The organism is Dinoroseobacter sp. S76, assembly GCF_049801095.1.
Lineage (GTDB): Bacteria > Pseudomonadota > Alphaproteobacteria > Rhodobacterales > Rhodobacteraceae > Dinoroseobacter.
The window spans coordinates 186,485-210,676 of the sequence record NZ_JBNAGH010000001.1 but is presented as its reverse complement, the minus strand read 5'-3'; the positions used below and the strand labels follow the sequence as shown (position 1 = coordinate 210,676).

The following is a 24,192-nucleotide window of genomic DNA, read 5'->3' as shown; positions in this document are numbered from 1 at the left end:
ATGTCATTCGGGAAAGACCACGAGCTGCATGAGCGGCGCGCGGGACGGAATTTCGGGGTGGCGGGCCTGCTTGTGGGCTTTGCGACCATCGTGTTTGGGCTGACCGTTGCCAAGGTGACCGAAGACGGCCCGGTCGAAGGGTTCGACCATGTGGCGCGCCCGGCTCTGGTGGATCGCGGCGAATGAGCGACGCACAGATCCCCCAGCCGAACCACGGCAAGACCGCGCTCAAGCTGGTCGGTGTCGTTGTCACCATGGGCGCGCTGGCCTGGGCCGCGGTGCCGTTCTACGACTGGTTCTGCCGCGTCACCGGCTTTGGCGGCACCACGAACACCGCCGAGACCGGGTCGGACGTGATCCTGGATCGGACCATCAAGATCAAGTTCGACGCCTCGCTCGAGCGCGATATGCCCTGGACCTTCAAGCCCACCGTGCATGAGGTCGAGATCCGCATCGGCGAGACCGGTCTGGCCTTCTACGAGGCCCATAACCCGACCGATGTCCCCGTGGCCGGATCCGCGAGCTACAACGTGGCGCCCTTCAATGCGGGCGGGTATTTCACCAAGATCGACTGCTTCTGCTTTGAGGAGCAGGTGCTCCAGCCCGGCGAGACCGTGCTGATGCCGGTCACCTTCTTCGTGGATCCCGAGATCATCGAGGATGACGAGGCAGCCGCGAACAGCCACATCACCCTGTCTTACACGTTCTACCAGATCGATCTGCCCGAGCGGGTGGAGGACACCGCCGCCATCACGCCCGACGCCGCCCCGGCACCGGCGCGTACGAGCTATAACTGACCTGCCTGAGGAGAGCCCCCTATGGCACATGAAAAAAATCACGATTATCACATTCTGCCCCCCTCGGTCTGGCCTTTTGTCGGCGCGGTAGGCGGCTTCATCATGCTGTTCGGGGCCACGCTCTGGATGAAGGGCAGCCCGCCCTTCATGTTCATCGCAGGCCTGCTGACCGTGCTGGTCACCATGTTCGGCTGGTGGACCGAAGTGGTCCGCGAGAGCCATGCGGGCGACCACACCCCGGTGGTGCGGATCGGCCTGCGCTATGGCTTCATCTTCTTCATCATGTCCGAGGTCATGTTCTTCGCGGCCTGGTTCTGGAGCTTCTTCAAGCACGCGCTCTACCCGATGCACCCCGAGGGGCTGAGCCCGGCGATCGACGGCGTCTGGCCGCCGGTGGGGATTGAGACCTTCGACCCCTGGCACCTGCCGCTGATCAACACGCTGATCCTGCTTTGCTCCGGCGCGGCCGCGACCTGGGCGCACCACGCGCTGGTCCATGAGGACAACAAGCAGGACATGAAGACCGGCCTCCTGCTGGCCATCGGCCTTGGCGTGATCTTCACCGCCTTCCAGGCCTATGAGTACAGCCACGCGGCCTTCGGCTTCTCCGGCAACATCTATGGTGCGAACTTCTTCATGGCGACGGGCTTCCATGGCGCGCATGTGATCATTGGCACCATCTTCCTCTTCGTTTGCTACCTGCGGGTGCGCCGCGACCATTTCAGCGCCGAGAAGCATATCGGCTTCGAGGCCGCGGCCTGGTACTGGCACTTCGTGGACGTGGTCTGGCTGTTCCTCTTTGCAGCGGTTTATGTCTGGGGCGGCTAACACCCGGCTCTGAATTGTCGATGCGGCCGGGCCTTGTCCCGGCCGTTTCTCTTTTGGCGCGAGGCCCTGCGCGAGCCGGGCCGGGGGGAGGGACCCGATGCTGCGTACAGCCATTCCACTGGCCTTCGGTGTGATCGGCACGCTGATCCTGCTGGGTCTGGGCAATTGGCAGGTGAACCGGCTCGCCGAGAAGGAGGCGTTTCTCGCCGAGATCGATGGGCGGATCGCGGATCTGCCCGCGGACCTGCCGGACCAGCCGGACCCGGAGGCGGATCGCTTCCTCGCGGTGGAGCTGCGCGGAACCTATACGGGCGAAGAGATCGACGTGCTGGCCAGCGCCAAGGGCATCGGCGCGGCCTACCGGGTGATTTCGGTCTTTGAGACCGAAGAGGAGCGCCGGGTGCTGGTGGATCGGGGCTTCCTGCCCGTGGCCCGGCGGGACGCGGAGCGGGACTTCCCCACGGCGCGCTTGCAGGGCAACCTGCACTGGCCCGACGAGGTGGACGGGTTCACCCCGGAGCCGGATCTGGCCGACAACACCTGGTTTGCCCGGGATGTCCCAGCGCTCGCCGCGGCGCTGAACACCGAGCCGGTGCTGCTCATCCTGCGCGCCACCTCGGAGCCCGACCCCTTCGCGACCCCCTATCCCCTGGACAGCAGCGGGATCCCCAATGACCATCTCGAATATGCGGTGACGTGGTTTTCGCTCGCTGCGGTCTGGTTCGGGATGACTCTCTATTTCCTGTGGCGTATGAGGCGCTCAGAACGACATAGCGACAGCCCTGAGGCTGAGTAAGGCACGACCATGCGGTATATCTCCACCCGGGGGCAGGCCCCGGCGATGGCATTTCACGAGGCGATGCTGGCGGGGCTCGCCAGCGATGGCGGGCTCTATGTGCCCGAGACCGTGCCTACGCTCACCGAGGCCGAGATCCGCGCCATGGCCGGACTTCCCTACGAGGAGATCGCCTTTCGCGTGATGCGCCCCTTCATCGGAGACAGCTTCTCCGATGACGAGTTCCGCACGGATATCGCCACCGCCTATGCAGGCTTCGGCCATGACGCGCGCGCGCCGCTCAAGCAACTGGGGCCGAACCATTTCCTTCTTGAGCTCTTCCACGGCCCGACGCTCGCCTTCAAGGATTTCGCGATGCAGCTCATCGGGCAGCTCTTCCAGCGCGAGCTGTCGCGCCGGGGCAGCCGGGTGACCATCGTGGGCGCGACCTCCGGCGATACGGGCTCGGCGGCGATTGAGGCTTTCCGGGGGATCCCGGCGGTGGATGTCTTCATCCTCTATCCCCATGGCCGGGTCTCGGAGGTGCAGCGCCGCCAGATGACCACGCCGGTGGAGGACAATGTCCATGCCCTGGCCCTGCACGGGCATTTTGATGATTGTCAGGCGCGGCTCAAGGATATGTTCAACGACCACGACTTCCGCGATGGCGTGCGGCTGGCAGGCGTGAACTCGATCAACTGGGCGCGGGTGCTGGCGCAGGTCGTCTACTACTTCTCGGCGGCCACGAGCCTCGGCGCACCGGATCGCAAGATCAGCTTCACCGTGCCCACGGGTAATTTCGGGGATATCTTCGCAGGCTATATCGCCAAGCGCATGGGCCTGCCCATCGAGCAGTTGGTGATCGCCACGAACCAGAACGACATCCTGCATCGCTGCCTGACCACCGGGGCCTACAAGACCGATGAGGTCATCCCCTCGATCAGCCCCTCCATGGATATCCAGGTCAGCTCGAACTTCGAGCGGCTCCTCTTTGACATCTATGACCGGGACGGGGCGGCGATCGCCCAACTCATGGAAGAGTTGAGGTCCGACGGTGGCTTCACCCTCTCCCAGGGGGCGCTCTCTCGCCTGCGTGAGGAATTCGCCTCGGGCCGCGCCTCGGAGGAGGAGACCTCCGCCACCATCACCCGGGCGCGCACGACCATGAACGAGCTGCTCTGCCCCCATTCCGCCGTGGGCGTCCATGTGGCCGAGCAACATGCCGCGCCCGCCACGCCCATGGTCACCCTGGCCACGGCCCATCCGGCGAAGTTCCCGGCGGCGGTCGAGGCAGCCACGGGTGTGCATCCCCCCCTTCCGCCGCGCATGGAATCCCTCTATGAGCGGTCCGAGCGGGTCACGGAGGTTCCCAACGACCTGGCCGCGCTGCAGACCCTCATCCGGGAGCGGATCGATACATGAGCCAGACGCCTGACACGGACACCCAGCTGACCACGCTGTCCAACGGATTTCGCATCGTCTCCGAGCATATGCCCGGGCTGAAATCCGCCGCGGTCGGGATCTGGGTGCTGGCCGGTGGGCGCCATGAGCGGATCGAGCAGAACGGCATCGCCCATTTCCTCGAGCATATGGCGTTCAAGGGCACCGAGAAGCGCTCGACCCTCGCCATCGCCGAAGCCATCGAGGATGTGGGCGGCTATATCAACGCCTATACCTCGCGGGAGGTGACCGCCTATTACGCCCGGATCCTGGAGCCGGATGTGGCTCTGGCTGTGGATGTGATCGCCGATATCCTGCGCAACCCGATCTTTGACCCGAATGAGATCGAGGTGGAGCGGGGCGTGATCCTGCAGGAGATCGGGCAGGCGCTCGACACCCCCGATGACGTGGTCTTTGACTGGCTGCAAGAACGGGCCTTTGCCGACCAGCCCATGGGTCGGACGATCCTTGGTCCCGCCGACCGGGTGCGGGCCTTTGAACGGCAGGATTTCTACGATTTCGTAGGCGAGCATTACCGGCCCGAGACGATGATCCTCTCGGCTGCCGGCGCGGTGGATCACGCGGCGCTTGTGGCACAGGCCGAAGCGCTCTTTGGTGATATGGGTCAGGGGCAGCGCGCTGCGGCTCAGCCGGCGACCTTCACTTGTGGTGAGGCGCGCGTCATCAAACCGCTGGAGCAGGTGCATTTCGCCATGGCCCTGCCGGGGCCGGGCTATCGCGACCCGTCGATCTATACCGCGCAAGTCCATGCGACCGCCCTAGGCGGCGGCATGTCCTCGCGCCTCTTTCAGGAGATCCGCGAGAAGCGGGGCCTGTGTTATTCGATCTTCGCCCAGGCCGGGGCCTATGCGGATACGGGCATGATGACCGTTTATGCCGGCACCTCCGGCGGGCAGATTGCAGAGCTGTCGGACATCACTCTGCGCGAGATCCAGCGCGCTGCCGAGGACATGTCTACCCACGAGGTCGCTCGCGCGCGGGCGCAGATGAAGGCAGGCCTGCTCATGGGGCTCGAAAGCCCGTCCTCGCGGGCCGAGCGTCTGGCCCGGCTGGTGGGGATCTGGGACCGCGTGCCTCCCATTGACGAGACCATTGCGCGGATCGATGCGGTCACCACCGGGGATGTGAAGGATTACGCCTCCGAGCTCTGCGAGAAAGGGGAGGCGGCCATGGCGCTCTATGGTCCTGCCGAGGCCGCGCCGACCCTCGATGCGATCCGGGAGCGACTGGCCGCCTGATGCTGCTCCGACGACCGGCCGTCAAGATCGAGACAGAGCGCATGACGCTCCGCCCGCCGGTCCATGCCGATTTCCGGGACTGGACAGCCCTGCGCGATGCGAGCCGGGCCTTTCTCACCCCGTGGGAGCCGACCTGGTCGCCGGACCACCTCAGCCGGAAATCCTTCACCAATCGGGTCTATTGGGCCAACCGCTCGATCAAGGGCGGGACGGCCTATCCGCTGTTCCTGATCGATCGAAGCACGCAGCGCTTGCTCGGGGCGATCACGCTCGACAATGTCAAACGCGGCCCGGCCCAGTCGGCGACGCTCGGCTATTGGATCGGTGCGCCCCATGCCCGGCAAGGCTTCATGCGCGAGGCGATCACCGCGGTGACCCATTACGCCCAGAAGGAAATGGATCTCAGCCGGATCGAGGCGGCTTGCCTGCCTGAGAACACCGCTTCGCGCGGGGCGCTTGAGAAATGCGGGTTCAAATATGAGGGCGTGGCCCAAAGCTATCTGCAGATTGCCGGGCGCTGGCGGAACCATGTGCTCTACGCCAACCTGCGGCTCGACCGAAGGGGCCGCACGGATGTGGGGTGATCCTAGCCTGCGCCCATAAAAAACGCCGCCTCAATCGGGCGGCGTTCTTGCATTGATGGAGCGGGCCTTACTTGGAAAGGGGCCCGATCATCATGACCATCTGACGGCCTTCCATCTTGGGCATGTTCTCGACCTTGCCCGTCTCCTTGGTGTCCTCGGCCACCCGTTCCAGCAGCTCGCGGCCCAGATTCTGCTGTGCCATCTCGCGTCCGCGGAAGCGCAGGGTCACCTTCACCTTGTCGCCATTCTCGAGGAACTTGAACACGTTGCGCATCTTGACCTCATAGTCATGCGTATCGGTGTTCGGGCGGAATTTGACTTCCTTGACCTCGATCGTCTTCTGCTTCTTGCGGGCTTCGCTCTCGCGTTTCTGCTGTTCGTATTTGAACTTGCCGAAATCCATGATCTTGCAGACCGGGGGATTTGCATTGGGCGAGATCTCCACCAGATCGAGACCGGCCTCATCGGCCATCCGCATGGCCTCGCGGGGGCTGACCACGCCGACATTCTCCCCGTCAGCATCGATCAGTCGGATTTCAGGGGCGCGGATGCGCCCGTTCACGCGGGGGCCAGTGTCACGTTGCGGCGGAGCGTTATGGGGTCTGCGGGCTATCGGTTTGGTCCTTGTATCGTTCACCTATTGAGAGCGCGAAGGTAAGCGCTAAGCCGCTTGCGATCAAGCCGGATCTTCAGAAAGGGAAGGGGGTTGGCCCGCCCTTTTGGGTCTCAAAGCGGTGTGGGAAATTGGAGGCTGCGCGGAAGGAGTGGCGCGGGGGAGGCGCCCTCCCTCAGATCCGAGCGAGCAGCGCGCCCAGAAGGGCGGCGGGTGCATCCTCCTGCACAAGATGCGCGGCATCGGGGATGGGGGTGAAGCTCTTGGCGCCAAGCGCCGCCTCGATCTCGCGGCCCTGGGCTGGCGGGATGAAGGTATCGCGCATGCCCCAGGTGAGATGCACGTCGAACTCGGGCGCGTGGTACTTCGCCTGCGCTTCGGCGATATTGTTGCGATCCGCCTGCGCGATCTGACGATAGAAGGCGGCTTGACCTTCCGCCCCGGACCACGGGGCAAGATAGGTCTGGATCGCTTCCTCTCGGAGCGGGTGGTGCGCCGCGGCCTGGATATAGGCGCGGAAGAGCGCCTCATGGGCATAGGCGGGCAGGCCGGAGAAGGCGGGCTCGTATTGCGCCACATGAGCATAGAAGGGCGAGCCCGAGGGCAGGACTGCGACGCAATTGACCAGATGCAGTTTTCGATAGGCGAGGCCATTGATGAAATGCCCGCGCAGAGCGCAGAGCCCGCCGAAATCATGCCCGATCACCTGCGGTGCTTGCAGGCCCCAGTGGCCGATCAACGCCGCCAGTAGATTGCTCTGGACGGATTCCTTCACGTTCTGGTCCGGCCGCTTCTCCGACTGCCCGGTGCCGAGCATGTCGAAATAATAGACCTTGTGCGAGATCGCCAGCCAGGGCGCGATGTTGCGCCAGGCTTGAGAGGACCAGGGGAAGCCATGGATCAGGACAATGGGATCCCCCGCGCCCATGGCGCCCCAGGCCACGGACTGGCCGTCAAAGATAAACCGTTCCTTCAGCTCCAGCATCGGACATCCTTCTATCGACAGTTTGACAAATAGCATAAGAGCTATATAACAATTGATATGACGATACGCGAAGATCAAGTCAAGGCTCTGGCCAATGACACGAGGATTGAGGTGCTGCGGCTTCTCGATGACCCGGCGGCCCATTTCTCTCACCAAGACTCTGCCGATCCGGTGAAGACCGGGGTCTGTGTGCAGCTGCTTGCCGCGCATTTTCAGGTGAGCCAGCCGACCATGAGCCGCCATATCGAGCTGCTCAAACGAGCCGGGTTTCTCAAGGCGAAGCGGCAGCAGAAATGGACCTATTGCTCTCGCGATGAGAAGGCGTTGGCGGAGTACGCAACCTGGCTGAAGACGTCCCTGAACATCAAGGACATCTGATCAAAGACCCCGTTGCATTCGACCCCGAAACGCAAACCGCCCACCGGTGTCCGGCGGGCGGTCATGTCTTGTCTGAGCTGGATGGTCTCAGTCGAGGAAAGCTTTCTCGACCACGTAATGGGCAGGCTTGGAATTGGCGCCTTCTTCGAGCCCGTAGCTTTCCAGCATCGCCTTGAGCTCAAGGTTGAAGGCGAGGTTGCCGCAGATCATCGCCCGATCGGTCTCGGGGTTCAGCACCGGAACCTCCAGATCCTCAAAGCACTCGCCGGAGTTCATCAGGTCGGTGATCCGGCCCATCTTGGGGCTCTCTTCGCGGGTGGTGGTCGGATAGTATTTGATCTTCTTCCAGAAGCCCTCGCCAATCACCTCATTGAGCAGCTCGTCGTCCTTGAGCGCCTCGATCAGGTTGCGGCCATAGGTCAGCTCGCCTGCCTCGCGGCAGGTATGGGTGATGATGACCTCGTCATAATCCTCATAGGTCTGCGGCTCGCGCAGCAGGCTCGCGAAGGGGGCAAACCCGGTGCCTGTGGCAAAGAACCAGATCCGCTTGCCCGGGATCAGCGCGTCATGGACGAGGGTGCCCACGGGCTTGGGGCGCAGGATGATCTGCTCGCCGGGCTGGATGTGTTGCAGCCGCGAGGTCAGCGGGCCATCGGGCACCTTGATCGAGTAGAACTCCAGCTCCTCATCCCAGGAGGGGGAGGCGATGGAATAGGCCCGCAGGAGCGGTTTCTGCTTGCCGGTCTTGGGATCCGGCTCCCCCATCAACCCGATCATCACGAACTCGCCGGACCGGAACCGCAGGCTCTGGGGCCGGGTCACGCGGAAGGAGAAGAGACGGTCGGTATAATGCTCGACGGCGGTGACAGTCTGCGCGTCGGGCAGCGTGGGAACTTTGATCGGAGTTGCGTCGGTCACGGTACGGGCCACATCGGTTGGTTTATTCATGCTGTCTACTGAGGTTGACACCTCGGTCCCACTGTTAAACGGAATTGGACACTCTGCAAAGAGGACAATCAGGCGCGCAAGCGGGCCTGATAGTTGTGATTTTGCCAATCGGCACGGGCCAGCCACTGATCCTCGGGCTGGCGGGTGGCGAGGGTCTCGTCGATCTCGACCTCGTCAAAGCCCGAGCGGCGCGCCATGGCGTATTGGTCGGCCAGCACATGGCCCCGCGCCCGCAGTCGCCCGGCAAAGCCCGCATTGCGCAGGCGCCGCGCCAGGGAGAAACCGCGCCCATCGGCAAAGCTCGGGAAGTCGATGCGGATCATCGCGATCCCGTCGAGCCGTGTCAGCAGGGGCGTGACATCCGCGTCGCTGGGCAGGTCCAGGCTCACCACGTCGTTGGCGGGCGCCTCGTCGAGCGGGGTAAAGCCGCCATTCCAGGTGTCCGGGCCAAAGCCCGCATCGGTGACAATCGTCGGGGCGGTCTGGGTCATGCCGCGTCTCCTTTGGGCAGAGGGCCGCGCACGACCTTGCCGTTGATGAAATGAATGCCGCATTCTTCCTTGTCGGCGTCCCGCCAGCGGCCCGCGCGCGGGTCTTCGCCGGGCTTGACCGGCGAGGTGCAGGGCGCGCAGCCGATGGAGGGATAGCCCTTGGCCACCAGAGGGTGACGCGGCAGGCGGTTGTTGATCATGTAGTCCTGAACATCCGACGGATCCCAATGGGCCAGCGGATTGACCTTGATGCGAGCGGGGCCGTCCGCCTCGAAGAACTCGAGCGCCGCGCGGGAGCCTGCCTGAAACCGTTTCCGTCCGGTGATCCAGGCGTCATAGCCGTCCAGCGCCGCCTCCAGCGGTCGGGTCTTGCGCAGATCACAGCAGGCATCCGTATCGCGGGTATGCAGAAGGTCATCCGGATCCTCGGATGCCAGCGCCGCATCCGACGCGCGCACCACCTCGATCCGGCGCAGGCCAAGCTTGCGCGCGACCTCCTCCTGATAGGCAAGCGTCTCGGGGAAGAGCATCTGCGTATCGATGAAAAGCACCGGGGTCTTCGGCGCTTTCTTCGCGATCATGTGCAAAAGCACCACGGACTCCGCGCCAAAGGAACTGACCAGCGCGATCCGGCCGACGGTCGGATCCCCAAGCGCCCGTTCGACCACCGAGGTGGCAGAATGGTGCTTGTAGCTCTGGTTCAGATGGGCGACCCGCTCGCCCACCGGGGGGAGAGGCGCCTCAAGCGGCATCTTTCCGCGCGGCCTCCGGGTAGAGGGCAGCCTTGAACGGCGCGGCCCCCAGACGGCGATAGGCTTCGAGGAAGGTCTCCTCGGCGCTGTCCCGCACTTCCAGATAGGCGTAGATCAGGCGCTCGATGGCGGGCACGATCTCGTCATAGGCAAAGCCCGGGCCTGCGCGCTCGCCGATGGCTGCGGTCTCGGTTCCGTCCCCACCCAGAGTGATCTGGTAGTTCTCGACACCCGCGCGGTCGAGGCCAAGGATCCCGATATGGCCCACATGGTGGTGTCCGCAGGCATTGATGCAGCCCGAGATCTTGATCTTCAGCGCGCCGATATCATGCTCGAGCTTCAGCTCATCGAACCGCGTCGCGATCTGCTGCGCGACCGGGATCGAGCGGGCTGTCGCCAGCGCGCAGTAATCCATGCCCGGGCAGGCGATGATGTCCGAGATCAGGCCCACATTGGCCGTGGCCAGCCCAGCCGCCTTGAGCTCCGCATGGATCTTGGGAAGGTCCGCGCGATGCACATGGGGCAGGATGACGTTCTGCTCATGGCTGATGCGCAGCTCGTCATGACCGTAAGCCTCGGCGAGATCCGCCATCAGACGCATCTGATCCGAGCTCGCATCTCCGGGCGTCGCTCCATGGGATTTGAGCGAGATCGTCACGATGGCATAGCCCTCGGCCCGGTGCGCCGCGATGTTCGTATCCACCCAGGAGCGGAAGACCGGATCAGCGTCATAGGCGGCCTCATAGGCGGCAACGGAGCCGGTCTCAAACGCGGGGGCGGCGAATTGTGGCGCGATGGCGCGCAGCAGTTCCTGATCCGCACCGCCGAACGCTGCGCGGGTGATCGCGAATTCCGCTTCGACCAGATCGCGGATCGTGTCGATGCCATTCTCATGGACGGTGATTTTGATGCGTGCCTTGTACTTGTTGTCCCGGCGGCCGAGCTGGTTGTAGACCCGCACGATCGCCTCGGCATAGGGCAGCAGATCGGCCAGGGGCAGGAACTCCCGCACCACCTTGCCGATCATCGGGGTTCGGCCAAGACCGCCACCGACGATGACCTTCACGCCGATCTCTCCGTCCTGCGCGACGATCTGCAGGCCGATATCATGGGCCTTGATCACCGCGCGGTCGGCCTCGGCCCCGGTCACGGCGATCTTGAACTTACGCGGCAGGAACTGGAATTCCGGATGGTCCGTGGACCACTGGCGCAGAAGCTCGGCGATGGGGCGCGGATCGGCGACCTCATCGGCGGCGGCCCCGGCGAAATGGTCCGCGGTCACGTTGCGGATCGTGTTGCCCGAGGTTTGGATCGCATGCATCCCCACATCGGCCAGCGCGTCGATCATATCCGGCACATCGCGCAGTTTCGGCCAGTTATACTGGATGTTTTGGCGTGTCGTGAAATGGCCGTAACCGCGATCCCAGCGATCCGCGATCATCGCGAGCTGGCGCATCTGGCGGCTGTTGATCGTGCCGTAGGGGATCGCCACGCGCAGCATATAGGCATGCAGCTGCAGGTAGAGCCCATTCATCAGGCGCAGGGGCTTGAACTCGTCTTCGGTCAGCGACCCGTCGATGCGGCGCTCGACCTGAGCGCGGAACTGGGCGGCGCGCTCGCGCACGAAGGCTTCGTCGAAATCGGTATAGCTGTACATGTTGGCTGTCTCCGGTTGCGCCCATGGGGGAGGGCGGGCGCGCTGTCTCTGGGATCAGGGGCGCTGCAGTTCCTGCTTGCCGTGGTGGTAGTTGGACGGGCCCTTGGCGCGAAACGCTTCGCGGAAATGCACCGGGCTCGCGCCCTCGGGGCTGGCGGCCACATCGGCGAGATAGACGCCGACCACCCGGTCAACCTGGGCCTCAGCATCCAGCAGTCGGATCTGGGCGTGGGCTTCGTCATCGAGCACCTCGGCCTCGTCCAGATGCCGGGTCCAGCTGTCATTCGAAGCCAGATAGATCACATCGCCTTCGAGCAGATCATTGGCGGTGATGACTTTCGGGGTGAAATCACGGGGCATCAGGCAAATTCCTTCAGGTCGGTGAGGGCGGCACGGGCCTCGCGCGGGGCGAGACCGTACATCAGGATGGCCGGACCGGAGAGCCGCTGAGCGACCTCTCCGAGGGCGTTGAGGTCGGTGGCATGGATGCGCTGGTCGGCGCGGCTGACATTCTCGATCAGGGTGACGGGCGTAGCCGGAGCCGCGCCATGCATCAGGAGGCGCCCCTGCAGGAAGCGGGCGGCTTTCTTGGCCATATAGATCGCGGCAACCTGCCCGGGCTCGGCCAGTGCGCGCCAGTCATGATCGGCAAATCCTTTGGTGTCATGGCCGGTCAGGAAGCGCAACGACGAGTTCCGCCCCCGCTTGGTCAGGCTCTGACCCAGACCCGCCGCTGCCGCGGAGGCCGTGGTGATCCCGGGCACAATCCGCCAGGGGATTTGCGCGGCTTCCAGCGCTTCGATCTCTTCATCGAGGCGGCCATAGACCGCCGGGTCGCCGGATTTCAGGCGCACAACCTGCGCGCCCGCCTTGGCATGGGTCACGATCAGCGCGTTGATGTCCGCCTGAGCGGTGGAGGCGCCGAAGCCCTCCTTGCCCGCATAGACCAGCACAGCCTCGCGACGCGCGAGCTCGAGGATCTCGGGCGTGACCAGCCGGTCATAGATCACCACATCGGCCTCATCGAGGGCCTTGCGCGCCTTCAGTGTCAGCAGCTCCGGATCGCCGGGACCTGCGCCTACCAGTGCCACGCTGCCCGCGCGGGCCTCGGTATTCAGATGCCGCTCAAGCAGGCGATCAAGAGCCGCCTTGGCCCCTTGCGCGCCCTCGGCCTCGGCGGCTGCCGGGCCTGCTCCGAAATAGTAGTCGCGCCAGAAATCCCGGCGCGCGCGGCCCATGGGCAGCGCCTCGGCCTTGGGACGGAAAGACTTGCCGACCCGCGCGAGCATGCCAAGCAGGGGCGAGAGCTTGGCCTCCAGATCCGCCTTGATCGAGCGGGCAAGCACCGGGGCCGCGCCCTCGGTGCCGATGGCAATGGTCACCGGGTCGCGATCCACGATGGCCGGGGTGATGAACTGGCTGTCGCCCAGATTGTCGACGATATTCACGAGCGCACCATCGGCCTGGGCGAGCTTGCGCACGCGCGCGTCTTCCTCAGGCTCTTCGCTGGCGGCATAGACGAGGCTGGCGCACATCCCGTCCCCGGGCTCGAACGCGCGCTCGATCAGGGTCAGACGCCCCTCGGCGGCCCAATCCTGGATTTCCGGGGCGGCCTCGGCAGCCACCACGGTCAGCCGCGCTTCCGTCTTCAGAAGCAGGCGCAGCTTGGCCAGTGCGGCGTCACCGCCACCGGCGAGGACGATGCGGCGACCGGCCACCGCGAGGAAAATGGGAAAATGCTGCATGGCGCACCCTGGGTTTGTCTCTGCTGTATATAGAAATTTTTCCCGTGAAATTGCTAGACGAGGGAAAATATAAGGAATAAATGGTTCCCATGCCGCCAAGAGGCGTCAGAAAGTTCTAAAATGCGAGGACGCATAGGATGTCGGTTTCACTGGACGCGACGGATCGGAAAATTCTCAAGGCGTTGCAACGCGATGCGAGCCAGTCACTCGAAGAAATCGCCCGCCAGGTGGGCGCCTCCAAGACGCCCGTGTGGAACCGGATCCGCAAATTGCGCGAGGCTGGGGTGATCAAACAGCAAACCGCGGTGCTGGATCCGGAGGCTCTGGGCCTTGAGGCGTGCTTCTTTGTTCTGATCCGCACTTCCGAGCATGAGGCCGACTGGCAGCAGCGGTTTCTCAAGGCGCTTCTGGATCGGGATGAGGTGCTGGAGGCGCACCGGCTCGCGGGGGATATCGACTATATCCTCAAGGTCCGGGTCGAGAATGCCCGGGCCTATGACCAGTTTTATCAGGCCCTGATCCAGGAGGTGCGGATCTACAACGTGACCGCGCTCCTTTCCATGGAAGAGATCAAATCGACCTTCGCCCTGCCGATCCGGGACTGACCCGGCTCAGGTCCCGCAGAAGGTCTCGCGCACGGCTTCCTCGGGCCGGGCGGGGGCCTGATAAGCCGCGTTCTCGGGCTGGTCGTCGAAGGGGTGTTGCAGCACGGCGTTCAGCGCATGAAACGGCGCGAAATCCCCGGTGAGCCCGGCCTGGATCGCCTCCTCCACCCGGTGGTTGCGCGGGATATAGGCCGGGTTGGCCGCCTTGAGCCGCGCCGTCAGGGTCTCCGCAGGGCCGTCATCCTCCGCCAGTCGCGCTTGCCAGCCCATGGCCCAGCCATCGAACCGCTCCGGCTCGGGATAGAGCGCGCGGACCACATCCACCCCTTCGGCGAGGCCGCGGAAGGCGAGGGTGAAATCGACACCCGCCCCGCCCATATGCCCGAGCAGGTCATGGGCCAGTGCGGCATCTCCGGGCTTGTTCGAGACCAGCCCGAGCTTGGCGCGGAACACCTCTGCCCAGGCCGCCTGATAGAGATCGGCAAAGCCCTGCACCGCCTCGGTCGCCAGATCAATCGCACGGTCCTTGTCCGGATCGATCAGCGGCAGCATGGCCGTGGCCAGCTGCGCGAGGTTCCAGACCGCGATCTCCGGCTGCTTGCCATAGGCATAACGTCCGAACTGGTCGATCGAGGAATAGACTGTCTCCGGGTGATAGGCCTCCATAAAGGCGCAGGGGCCGTAATCGATGGTCTCACCCGAGATGGTCATGTTGTCCGTGTTCATCACCCCATGGATGAAGCCGAGCCCCATCCATTGCGCGATCAGACGCGCCTGCCGGGCGATCACGCCCTTCAGCAGATCAAGCGCGGTCTCGGCTTCCGGGTCATGGCGGGTGCGCGCAAAGGCGATGAGCTGCTCCACCGCTTCGAGATCTCCGCGCGCGGCGAAGAACTGGAAAGTCCCCACGCGCAGATGGCTGGAGGCGACGCGGGTGAAAACCGCCCCGGGCATGGGACGCTCCCGCAGGACAGCCTCGCCCGTGGTCACGGCGGCCAGCGCCCGGGTCGTGGGCACGCCGAGCGCGTGCATCGCCTCGGAGAGGATGTATTCCCGCAGAACCGGGCCGAGCGCGGCCCGCCCGTCGCCGCGCCGCGAGAAGGGCGTGGGGCCCGAGCCCTTGAGCTGGATATCGCGCAGATGCCCATCCGCATGGCGCAACTCGCCCAGCAGGATCGCGCGCCCATCGCCAAGCTGCGGATTGAACCCACCGAACTGATGCCCGGCATAGGCCTGTGCCAGGGGCGAGGAGCCCTCGGCCACCGTATTCCCGGCGAGCATAGCCACACCTTCGGCGGTTTCGAGCGCGTCGGGGTCCAGCCCAAGCTCCCGCGCCAGCCGGTGGTTCACCGCGATCAGCGCCGGGGCCTCCACGGGTGTGGGCGCCATGCGGGCATGAAAACGGTCGGGCAAGGCGGCGTAATTCGCCTCGAAGGGGATCTGGATGCTCATGGCTGGGATGTAGGCGGGCGGGGACGGGAAAGCTAGAGGCGACCGATCCGCTCGGTCAGAAGGGCGAAGAACCCGTCCGCATCCACATCGCCGATAAAGAGCGCGTTGGGCGCGCGCTCGGTCACGCCCCACCAATCGGCCACGGTCATGCCGCGTGTCAGGGGGCTGTCGACCTCGATCTCCACATTGATCTGGCGCCCGGAGAAGAGCTCGGGCCGCAGCAGATAGGCGATCACACAAGGATCATGGAGCGGGGCGCCCTCGGAGCCGTATTTCTCCTTGTCGAACCGCTCGAAGAAATCGGTCCAGGCGGCGACCATATCGCCCACATGTGTGCCAAGGGCGCGGAACCCCGCGATATGCGGCGCGGTGGTGAGGGCCTTGTGGGTCACATCGAGCGGCATCACCACCAGGGGCGCACCCGCCGCGAAAACGGCCTTCGCCGCTTCCGGGTCCACATAGATGTTGAACTCCGCCGCCGGGGTGATGTTGCCCACCTCGAAGTAAGCCCCGCCCATGAGCACGATCTCCGCCACGCGCGGAATGATGTCCGGGGCCTCGGTGAAGGCCGTGGCGATATTGGTGAGCGGCCCAAGGGGGCAGAGCGTGACTGTCCCCGCAGGTTCCCGCCGCAAGGTCTCGATCAGGAAGGCCACGGCGTGTTGATCCGCGAGCGGCATGGTCGGATCCGGCAGGACCGGCCCGTCGAGACCGGTCTTGCCATGGACATGCTCGGCTGTGACCAATGTCCGCGCGATGGGGCGATCGCAGCCTGCAAAAACCGGGATATCCGGGCGTCCTGCCAGCTCGCAGACGATCCGTGCATTCTTCGCCGTCAGGTCGAGCGGGACATTTCCCGCGACGGCGGTGATGCCCAGCACATTGATCTCTTCAGGTGAGGCCAGCGCCAGCAGGATCGCGACGGCATCGTCCTGCCCGGGATCGGTGTCGATGATAATTTTGCGGGGCGTGCTGGGACCGTCTTGCATGGGAGCCTCCTAATGGGTCGGAGGAGGGTGGCAACTCGCCCGGACCCTGTCCAGACGATTCTGAGGAGGGGCCGGTCGCCGGGGGCCGATGTCCCGGCGAAACAGTGTTTTGCCCCTACGGAAACCCAAATAAGGCAACGCAAAACACGCCATGCCGGGGCGATTGATCCGCGCGTCGGGCGCAATCCGGCGTGGCGGAGCAACTCTGTCCTATGTGAGGGGACAACCGCGCCGCGATCTGCCCATTTCCAACACAGATCCCCGTGAGATGCCCATCGCGACAGCAGCAAGGCCCATCCCTTCCCCCATGAAATCGTCACAGTTCGGCCAAGACCCGCCCGGCTGGTGCCGCAGTTCTCCTGTCTAACGGAGCTGTAACGCCTCAGGGGCCGACCTTGGGCGCAGTAACGAGTATCTGAGTAGCCGGTGGCGCCCTCTTCGGAGGGCGTCACTTGCCCCAGAGGGGAGATACCGCGTGCGGGACGCCGGAAAAATCTTGGAATTCAAAGGACCTGCCGAGGCAGGCGGCGCAGGGGCATCGGGGGCGTCCGAACCCTGGAGCGTGCCGGGCTTTGGCCCGGATGTGCGGATTGAAACCAATCTGGGGCCTGTCCCCGCTGCGCTGCTGCGCCGGGGAGATCTGGTAGTGGCCCCATCCGGGCAATACACGCAGATCGAATGGATCGACCGGATCGGGCTTGATGCACAGTTTCTTGCCGCGCGTCCGGAAGCCCAGCCCCGGAGGATCCCCAAGGGCAGCGGACCGGGCGGGATCCCCCATGCGGATCTGTTGCTATCGGGGGCGCAAACCCTGTGCTGGGACGCGGGGCAGATGATCACCTGTGCCGAGCTGAGCGTCGGCAGGCTGCACCCGGCCGAGGCGATCCAATACACCGTATTTCACTGCGACGGACCGGTTTTGGTCTGTGCAGAAGGCATGTGGTGCCTCGTGGATCCGGCCACCAGCATGGCCGGGCGCGCAGCGGGGTAAGCTAGAGCCCTTTGGCCTTCGCCTCCTGCCAGAGCGCCTCCATGTCATCGAGGCTTGCCTCTGCCGGGCTCTGCCCCTCTGCGGCCAGACGCGCTTCGATATGGGCGAAGCGGCGGGTGAATTTGGCATTGGCGTCACGCAGCGCATGCTCCGGATCGAGATCCAGATGCCGCCCCAGATTGACCGCCACGAAGAGCAGATCGCCGAACTCCTCGTGCAGCTCCTGTTGAGAGCCTGTCTCGCGGGCTGCGGCCAGCTCGCGGGCTTCCTCCCCGACCTTGGCGAGAACCTGATCCACGTCATTCCAGTCGAACCCGACGCGGCCCGCACGTTTCTGCAGCTTGAGCGCGCGCATCAGGGCTGGCAGGCCCAAGGCGACGCCGTCGAGCACACCGGTCTCGGCCTTGGCGGCGCGCTCCTTGGCCTTTTGCACCTCCCAATCCCGGGTCTGCTGCTCGGCGGATTTCGCGTTGCTTTCCGACCCGAACACATGGGGGTGCCGATCGAGCATTTTCTGCGCGATCCCGTTGGCCACCTCATGGAAATCGAAGAGCCCCTGCTCGGACCCGATCTGGGTCTGGTAGACCGTCTGCAAAAGCAGATCGCCCAGTTCTGCCTTTAACTCGGCCCAGTCCTGCCGGTCGATGGCGTCGGAGACCTCATAGGCCTCTTCGATCGTGTAGGGCGCGATGGTCTCGAAGCTTTGCTCCACATCCCAGGGGCAGCCGGTTTCGGGGTCCCGGAGCCGCCGCATGATCTCCAAAAGGCGGGGCAACCCGCCATCGGGATCAAAACAGAGCGCGTCGCTTTCGGCGTGGGGCAGGGCCTGGGATCCGGGGCTGGGATGTGCCATGGCGCCCTCCATTTTACAGTCGGCAAAGAAGGTTACATACTCGCCATAACAAGGAGAGCAGCACATGGCGGTTGTCAATCGCATCGCGGAATATGGGCCGGATATGACGGCCTGGCGACGCAATCTTCACCGTCACCCGGAGCTGGGTTTCGAGTGTCATCGCACGGCGCGCTACGTGATCGCGCGGCTGCGGAGTTTCGGCGTCGACGAGGTGCATGACAAGATCGCCACGAGCGGTGTCGTGGCCCTGATCAAGGGGCGCGCGCCGGGTCCGGTGATTGGGCTCAGGGCGGATATGGACGCGCTGCCGATCGAGGAGGAAACCGGGCTCGACTACGCCTCGGAGGTGCCGGGCGTGATGCATGCCTGCGGCCATGACGGGCATATGGTCATGCTGCTCGGCGCGGCGCGCTATCTGGCCGAGACCCGGAATTTCGCGGGCACGGTCGCGGTGATTTTCCAACCGGCGGAGGAAAGCGGCGGCGGCGCCGAGGTGATGTGCGAGGAAGGGCTGATGGAGCGGTTCGACATCACCCAGGTCTATGCGCTCCACAATGCGCCGGGCCTGCCGGAGGGGTACTTCCTGACCAAGGACGGGCCGATCATGGCAGCGGTGGATACGTTCCACATCCATGTCAAAGGGCGGGGTGGGCACGCGGCCATGCCCCATGAGACTGCCGATCCGATCATGGCCACGCTCGGGATCGCCCAGGCCATCCAGACGATTGTCAGCCGGAACCACATGGCCACCGACGAGCTGGTGGTCTCTATCACGCAGATCCACACCGGGACTGCCGATAACGTCATCCCCGATACGGCCTATATCTGCGGCACCGTGCGCAGCTTCGATCCGGTTGTTCAGGCCATGGTCATCGCACGGATGGGCAAGATCGTCGAAGGGCAGGCCGCAAGCTATGACGTGGAGGCGGTGCTCGACTATGAGCGCGGCTACCCCCAGACCGTGAATGCGGCCGAGGGAGTGGTTCTGGCGGCGCGTGCCGCCGAGGAGGTCTCGGGTCCTCAGAATGTGGACACCCAGTCCTCGCGGCAGATGGGGGCGGAGGATTTCGCCTATATGCTGCAGGCGCGGCCGGGGGCCTATCTCTTCATCGGACAGGGCAGCAGCGCAACGCTCCACCACCCGGCCTATGATTTCAACGACCGCATTGCCCCCATCGGGGCGAGCTTCTTCGCCCGCCTCGTGGAGCAGGCACAGCCGCTCTGATCAGCCGTTGATTACTCGGCTGCCCGCAGGGGCGGCTTGATCGTACCATCGGGCGGGGAGGGGTCATCCTCCCCTTCGCCGCGAGGGGCATGGGCCACGATCCGCTCAGCCAGGGTCCGCTCTTCGCGGGTCTCCGTGGTCGCGTCATCGGCCTCCGGCTGGTCATCCTCGATCCAGATGAGCTCAGGCGATTTCACCGCGCGGGCGGCCCGCTTCAGGGCAAGGTCGCGGGCCACGCGGCTCGACTTGCCCAGAGACAGGGCGCGGAGCTGCCGGATGGAGCTATAGGCTCCGACCGTGAGCCAGACCCGCAGCGCCAGCAGGGACGGCGTCAGCACCAAGGTCAGCACCGTCGCCACGCCGAGGCCGAAGACCACCGCTGTTGCCAGCTGCTTCCACCAAAGGGCCGTGGGGCTATCCACCGTGTAGCCGCCGCCAAAGAAGTCGAGGCTCAGCCCGAACATCATCGGCGCGAGACCGGCCATGGTGGTGATCGTCGTCAGCAGCACCGGGCGGATACGGACCTGTGCCGTGCGGGCAATTGCCTCCAGCCGCGGCATATAGCGGGCGTATTCCTGATAAGTGTCGATCAGCACAATGTTGTTGTTCACCACGATCCCGGCCAAGGCCACGATCCCTGTACCGGTCATGATGACCGAGAAAGGCTGCTCCATCACGATCATGCCGATCAGCACACCCGTGGTCGACAGCACCACCGCGAGCAGAACGAGGAAGGCGTTGTAGAAGCTGTTGAACTGCGCCAGCAGGATGATGAACATGAGCCCCAGCGCCCCGGCAAAGGCATTCATCAGGAAGGCCTGGCTCTCGGCCTCGTCCTCCTGCTCGCCGGTCCATTCCCAACTCACGCCTTCGGGCAGCTCGACCTCGGTCTCCATCCAGGTGGTCAGCAGTGCGATCCGCTCGGCGGCGTTGATCACTGCCCCGTCGTCGTTCAGGAGCCCGGCGCGGACCCCGGCCTTTACGTCATAGTAGCGATGGCCGTCGACGCGGTCGATCTGACCCAGCTTCGGCACCGGCGCGCGGCTGATGAAATTCGACAGGGGCACGAGGCCTTGCGTCGTGCGCACGCGCAAGGTGTCGAGGGTCGAGAGCACCCGGTGCTCCTCAGGCAGGCGCACGCGGATCTCGATCTCTTCATCGGAGCTCGGCACGCGCATGGTGTCGAGCAGGATCCCGCGCGTGACCAGCTGCACCATCGCGCCCACCGTGGCCACATCCGCGCCGTAGCGCCCGGCAGCGGCCACATCCACGTCGATCTGCCAGTCGATGCCGGGCAGGGGGCGCGTGTCTTCCACATCGCGCAGGCCCTCTGTGGCCTCAAACCCCGCGCGCACGATGGCCGTGGCCTCGGCCAGAGCCTCGAAATCATCGCCCGTCAGGCGCAGATGCACAGGTTTGGCACCCGCCGGACCCTGGCTCATCTCCAGGATCTCGGTCTGCACGCCGGGAATGGTCTTCAGTGAGATCTCGAGCGCATTGAGGATGTCATTGCCATCCGCCCAATCGCTGCCCTGGCGGTCCTCCCATGGGGCAAGCTCGATCTGGATCGTGCCGACTGTGTCGAGCGGGGCCGCGGCGCCACCGGTGTTCTGATTGAGCCCCCCTTCACCGGCAAAGGCGAAGACCGACTCGATGCCCGGCGTGGCGATGGTGATTTCCTCGGCCTGACGGAGCAGGGCGTCTTTCTCTTCCAGCGAGTGGTTGCCCCGGGCACGGACATAGACGATGGCCTGCTCGGGCTCGGAGGCGACAAAGAACTCGACCCCGCGGTTGTTTTGCTGGAACACACCGAAAGTGGTGATCACGAGGAACACCACGGTTCCGATCGCGACCAGCGGCATGATCGGATTGCCGGTCAGGAAGCGGATGAACCAGCCAAAGGGCGACCGGCGGAAGCCTGCGCGCACCCGCCGGCGGCTGCGCTTGAAACGGATCGAGGTGAGCGTCACCGAGAGCGACAGCGCTGCCGCGAGCATCATCAATGCGCCAGGCAGATAGGCCTGCCAGCCCATGGTCGCAGGATCCGCGCTCAGCAGATAGGCAGGGTTCAGGAATTGCAGGATGGCGGTGTACATGAACCCGGCAGAGGCCAGCGCGAGCACGGCCCGCAGAAGCCAGGGCAGCCCCATCAGACCCTTGGCCATCCGGTCCAGCGTCCGGCTGATCCGGCCCGCGACACCGCCGACCACGGGCAGGTAGATGAGCGCGACCACAAGGCTCGCCGTCAGTACGAAGATCAGCGTCACTGGCAGCATCCCCATGAACTGCCCGGCCACCCCGGGCCAGAAGAGCATGGGCAGGAAAGCGCAGAGCGTCGTCGCGGTGGAGCTGACGATGGGCCAGAACATCCGCTTGGCAGCCTCGGTATAGGCGGCCATGGGGCCGGAGCCCTCGCTGATCCGCCGATCCGCGTATTCCACCACCACGATGGCCCCATCCACCAGCATCCCCACGGCCAGAATCAGGCCGAACATCACGATGTTCGAGACGGTAATCCCCATCACCGCGAGAAGCGCAAAGCACAAAAGGAACGAGGTCGGGATCGCGAACCCCACCAGCAGGGCGGACCGGGTGCCGAGCGCGCCAAGTACCACGATCATCACCAGCGCAATCGCCGTCAGGACCGAGCCTTCGAGCTGCCGCACCATGGAATCCACGATCCGCGACTGGTCCATGGAAACGTTGATCTCGATCGCATCCTGCAACTCGCTTGGCCAGCTCTGACGCTCAGCCTCCACGGTTTCGCGCACCAGCGTCGCCGTATCGATCAGGTTGAACCCTTTGCGCTTGACCACCTGCAGGGCCACCGTGTCGTCGCCATTATAGCGCGCGGTGCCCGTGCGATCCTCGAAGGTCAGGCGGATATCGGCGATGTCGCCTAGTGTGACGACCCGGTCGCCGCTCACCTTCACCGGCAGCGACAGCACGTCGGTCTGCTCGTCAAAGGCAGAGGGGATCTTGACCGCAAAGGCACCCTGTTCGGTCTCGACCTCACCGGCGGCGATCAACTGGTTGTTGTTTTGGACAACCGACAGGAGCTCTCCGGCGGTGACGTTGTAGCTCTCGAGCCGCAGGGGATCGATCACCACCTCCAGCATCTCGTCGCGATGGCCCGCAAGACCCGCCTCGAGTACGGGTTCAAGCCCTTCAAGCGTGTCCTGCAAGTCATTGGCGACGCGCAGCAATGTGCGTTCCGGCAGCGCGCCCGAAAGATTCACAACGATGATCGGGAACTGGCTGAAGTTGATCTCGTTGATCGAGTATTTCTCATAGCCCGCCGGGAACTTGGCCTCCGCCGTGTTCATCCGGTCGCGCACATCGGCGATGATCTTGGTCTTGTCCCAGCCGAACTCGAACTCCAGCACCACGCCCGCATAATTGTCCGACGCGGTGGAGGACATCCGGTCGAGCCCGTCGAGATCGCTCAGCTCGGTCTCCATGACCTGCACGACCAGCTTCTCTGAATCCTCCGCCGAAATGCCCGGGAAGGGCACCGAGACAAAGAGCGCCGGGATCTCGATATCCGGCTCGCCTTCCTTGGGCAGGCCGATATAGGCCATCGTCCCCGCGAGCAGCGAGAGGGCCACAAAGGCAATCACCATCCGCGCACGGGACGCGGCCCAATCGACGAGACCTGTCACGCTTCGGGCTCCCGCAGGGTGACCTCAAGCGCGGTGCCCGCGGTCACGAAATCCTGACCGACCACAATGACCTGAACTTCGTCGGGCAGCCCGCTGAGCCAGACACCATCGATCGTGTCGCGCACAACGGTCACCTCGGCAAAGGCCGCTTCGGCACCCTGATCGGTTTGCACCACATGGCGCACACCCAGCCGACCCTCATCGTTCAGAGTGAGCGAAGAGGCCGGCAGGAGATGGGCAATCGCCCCGTCCGCGGCCACGCCCACACCCGCGGTCTGGCCCGCACGGATGCTGAGATCCGGGTTCGCGATCTCGATCTCCACCCGGAAGGTCCGCGTCGTCTCCTCGGCGGAGCGCGAAAGGAAGGTCACGGTTCCGGCAAACTCGCGCCCATCGGAGAGCCGGGCTTGCGCCGGGGCGCCGGTCGCGATCTTGGAAACCTGCAATTCCGGCACAAAGCCCACGATCTTGATCGGATCGAGTTGCAGGATCGTTGCGCAATGGGATCCGGAGGCGCTGTTCGGCCCGAGATAGGCACCAAGCTCGGCGGTGTCTTCCTCGAGGACGCCATCGAAGGGCGCGTTGATCACCGTGTCGGCGAGAGATTCTTCGGCCCGCTCAACCCCGGCGCGCGCCGCCTCCAGAGCTGCCTCAGCCGCCACCCGCCGTGTCACAGAGCCAAAACCGCCATCGGCGAGCTCTGAGGCGGCGCGGGCATTGATCTCGGCTTCCACCAGACGGGCGCGCGCTTCGACCAGGGACACTTCCATCGTGCCGCGATCCAGCTCGCAGAGCGCCATCCCTTCGGTGACCTGCGCGCCACGACGCAGCGGGGTGGAGATCACCTTGCCCGACACTTCGGCGGACACCGCGACCTGCCGCGACGCTTCGGTCCTGCCACGCAGAATCACAGCGCTGTCAATGGTTTGCGCCGTCGAGGGCAGGGCGACAACCGACACGCGCCGGACGTTTGCCTCCGGCGCGGCAGCTTCGGCGGCCGGCGCGGGCGCAGCCATCTCCGCGTCCTCGGAAGAGCTCATCGGCGCGGGCTCGGACCCGACCCCTGCAAAGGTCAGGACGCGCTCCCTCTCAAACACCAAAGCATAAAGTGCACCCACGACCACAAGTGCCGTGAGGATCGAAAACAGTTTCATTCTAGCCTC

General features: G+C 64.7%; 24 protein-coding genes. 11 read left to right on the top strand and 13 right to left on the bottom strand.

Annotated features, from left to right (window positions below):
- From ACP153_RS01080 to ACP153_RS01050, 7 genes are all read left to right on the top strand, one after another.
- On the top strand, positions 1 to 186 hold the full coding sequence (locus tag ACP153_RS01080; RefSeq protein WP_424969117.1) for a hypothetical protein: 186 nt from the start codon (positions 1 to 3) through the stop codon (positions 184 to 186).
- On the top strand, positions 183 to 797 hold the full coding sequence (locus ACP153_RS01075) for a cytochrome c oxidase assembly protein (protein WP_424969116.1): 615 nt from the start codon (positions 183 to 185) through the stop codon (positions 795 to 797). The genes ACP153_RS01080 and ACP153_RS01075 overlap by 4 nt, the downstream gene beginning before the upstream one ends.
- A 21-nt stretch (positions 798 to 818) precedes the next feature.
- The gene (locus ACP153_RS01070) at positions 819 to 1,625 is read left to right on the top strand and encodes a cytochrome c oxidase subunit 3 (RefSeq protein WP_424969115.1); all 807 of its coding nucleotides are present in this window, start codon (positions 819 to 821) and stop codon (positions 1,623 to 1,625) included.
- Positions 1,626 to 1,722: 97 nt separating this feature from the next.
- Positions 1,723 to 2,421, top strand: coding sequence for an SURF1 family protein (locus ACP153_RS01065; protein ID WP_424969114.1), 699 nt, complete (start codon positions 1,723 to 1,725; stop codon positions 2,419 to 2,421).
- Between the two features lie 9 nt (positions 2,422 to 2,430).
- Entirely contained in the window at positions 2,431 to 3,822 is a 1,392-nt protein-coding gene (gene thrC / locus ACP153_RS01060; protein ID WP_424969113.1) for a threonine synthase, read from the top strand.
- Positions 3,819 to 5,099, top strand: a complete 1,281-nt coding sequence (locus ACP153_RS01055) for a M16 family metallopeptidase (RefSeq protein ID WP_424969112.1) — start codon at positions 3,819 to 3,821, stop codon at positions 5,097 to 5,099. Before thrC ends, ACP153_RS01055 begins: the two co-directional genes overlap by 4 nt.
- Positions 5,099 to 5,683, top strand: coding sequence for a GNAT family N-acetyltransferase (locus ACP153_RS01050; protein ID WP_424969111.1), 585 nt, complete (start codon positions 5,099 to 5,101; stop codon positions 5,681 to 5,683). The genes ACP153_RS01055 and ACP153_RS01050 overlap by 1 nt, the downstream gene beginning before the upstream one ends.
- Positions 5,684 to 5,750: 67 nt before the next feature.
- Here the strand turns inward: ACP153_RS01050 and infC are convergent, their stop codons facing one another.
- Complete coding sequence (gene infC, locus ACP153_RS01045) at positions 5,751 to 6,296, bottom strand: translation initiation factor IF-3 (RefSeq protein ID WP_424969991.1); 546 nt, start codon at positions 6,294 to 6,296, stop codon at positions 5,751 to 5,753.
- A gap of 175 nt (positions 6,297 to 6,471) precedes the next feature.
- Positions 6,472 to 7,281 carry an alpha/beta fold hydrolase gene (locus tag ACP153_RS01040; RefSeq protein ID WP_424969110.1) on the bottom strand — a complete coding sequence of 270 codons (810 nt, stop codon included), beginning with the start codon at positions 7,279 to 7,281 and terminating at the stop codon, positions 6,472 to 6,474.
- Positions 7,282 to 7,338: 57 nt separating this feature from the next.
- Here ACP153_RS01040 and ACP153_RS01035 point away from each other — a divergent pair, with 57 nt between their 5' ends.
- A complete protein-coding gene (locus ACP153_RS01035; RefSeq protein WP_424969109.1) occupies positions 7,339 to 7,659 on the top strand; it encodes an ArsR/SmtB family transcription factor in 321 nt (106 codons plus the stop codon).
- Between the two features lie 87 nt (positions 7,660 to 7,746).
- On the opposite strand, the gene ACP153_RS01030 is transcribed toward ACP153_RS01035, so the two are convergent.
- The 6 genes from ACP153_RS01030 to cysG form a co-directional block, all read right to left on the bottom strand.
- On the bottom strand, positions 7,747 to 8,607 hold the full coding sequence (locus ACP153_RS01030) for a ferredoxin--NADP reductase (RefSeq protein ID WP_424969108.1): 861 nt from the start codon (positions 8,605 to 8,607) through the stop codon (positions 7,747 to 7,749).
- A 68-nt stretch (positions 8,608 to 8,675) separates the two neighbouring features.
- The gene (locus tag ACP153_RS01025; RefSeq protein ID WP_424969107.1) at positions 8,676 to 9,098 is read right to left on the bottom strand and encodes a DUF934 domain-containing protein; all 423 of its coding nucleotides are present in this window, start codon (positions 9,096 to 9,098) and stop codon (positions 8,676 to 8,678) included.
- The gene (locus ACP153_RS01020) at positions 9,095 to 9,850 is read right to left on the bottom strand and encodes a phosphoadenylyl-sulfate reductase (protein WP_424969106.1); all 756 of its coding nucleotides are present in this window, start codon (positions 9,848 to 9,850) and stop codon (positions 9,095 to 9,097) included. Before ACP153_RS01020 ends, ACP153_RS01025 begins: the two co-directional genes overlap by 4 nt.
- The gene (locus ACP153_RS01015; protein ID WP_424969105.1) at positions 9,840 to 11,507 is read right to left on the bottom strand and encodes a nitrite/sulfite reductase; all 1,668 of its coding nucleotides are present in this window, start codon (positions 11,505 to 11,507) and stop codon (positions 9,840 to 9,842) included. The genes ACP153_RS01020 and ACP153_RS01015 overlap by 11 nt, the downstream gene beginning before the upstream one ends.
- Before the next feature lie 54 nt (positions 11,508 to 11,561).
- Positions 11,562 to 11,867, bottom strand: coding sequence for a DUF2849 domain-containing protein (locus ACP153_RS01010; RefSeq protein WP_424969104.1), 306 nt, complete (start codon positions 11,865 to 11,867; stop codon positions 11,562 to 11,564).
- Positions 11,867 to 13,252 (bottom strand): siroheme synthase CysG, encoded by a 1,386-nt coding sequence (cysG, locus tag ACP153_RS01005; protein ID WP_424969103.1) that lies wholly within the window; start codon positions 13,250 to 13,252, stop codon positions 11,867 to 11,869. Before cysG ends, ACP153_RS01010 begins: the two co-directional genes overlap by 1 nt.
- A gap of 137 nt (positions 13,253 to 13,389) precedes the next feature.
- Here cysG and ACP153_RS01000 point away from each other — a divergent pair, with 137 nt between their 5' ends.
- A complete protein-coding gene (locus tag ACP153_RS01000; RefSeq protein WP_424969102.1) occupies positions 13,390 to 13,857 on the top strand; it encodes an Lrp/AsnC family transcriptional regulator in 468 nt (155 codons plus the stop codon).
- Between the two features lie 6 nt (positions 13,858 to 13,863).
- Here ACP153_RS01000 and ACP153_RS00995 read toward each other — a convergent pair whose 3' ends face one another.
- On the bottom strand, positions 13,864 to 15,309 hold the full coding sequence (locus tag ACP153_RS00995; RefSeq protein WP_424969101.1) for a protein adenylyltransferase SelO: 1,446 nt from the start codon (positions 15,307 to 15,309) through the stop codon (positions 13,864 to 13,866).
- Positions 15,310 to 15,341: 32 nt separating this feature from the next.
- Positions 15,342 to 16,298: a nucleoside hydrolase gene (locus ACP153_RS00990; protein WP_424969100.1), complete on the bottom strand. Its 957-nt coding sequence runs from the start codon at positions 16,296 to 16,298 to the stop codon at positions 15,342 to 15,344.
- A gap of 496 nt (positions 16,299 to 16,794) precedes the next feature.
- Here ACP153_RS00990 and ACP153_RS00985 point away from each other — a divergent pair, with 496 nt between their 5' ends.
- Entirely contained in the window at positions 16,795 to 17,289 is a 495-nt protein-coding gene (locus tag ACP153_RS00985) for a Hint domain-containing protein (protein ID WP_424969099.1), read from the top strand.
- Between the two features lies 1 nt (position 17,290).
- On the opposite strand, the gene mazG is transcribed toward ACP153_RS00985, so the two are convergent.
- On the bottom strand, positions 17,291 to 18,142 hold the full coding sequence (gene mazG / locus ACP153_RS00980; RefSeq protein WP_424969098.1) for a nucleoside triphosphate pyrophosphohydrolase: 852 nt from the start codon (positions 18,140 to 18,142) through the stop codon (positions 17,291 to 17,293).
- A 64-nt stretch (positions 18,143 to 18,206) separates the two neighbouring features.
- Between mazG and ACP153_RS00975 the strand changes: the two genes are divergently transcribed.
- Positions 18,207 to 19,367 (top strand): M20 aminoacylase family protein, encoded by a 1,161-nt coding sequence (locus ACP153_RS00975; protein ID WP_424969097.1) that lies wholly within the window; start codon positions 18,207 to 18,209, stop codon positions 19,365 to 19,367.
- 11 nt (positions 19,368 to 19,378) lie between these two features.
- Here ACP153_RS00975 and ACP153_RS00970 read toward each other — a convergent pair whose 3' ends face one another.
- Both ACP153_RS00970 and ACP153_RS00965 read right to left on the bottom strand, forming a co-directional pair.
- Positions 19,379 to 23,029 (bottom strand): efflux RND transporter permease subunit, encoded by a 3,651-nt coding sequence (locus ACP153_RS00970; protein WP_424969096.1) that lies wholly within the window; start codon positions 23,027 to 23,029, stop codon positions 19,379 to 19,381.
- Entirely contained in the window at positions 23,026 to 24,183 is a 1,158-nt protein-coding gene (locus ACP153_RS00965) for an efflux RND transporter periplasmic adaptor subunit (protein WP_424969095.1), read from the bottom strand. Before ACP153_RS00965 ends, ACP153_RS00970 begins: the two co-directional genes overlap by 4 nt.
- Between the last annotated feature and the right edge of the window lie 9 nt (positions 24,184 to 24,192).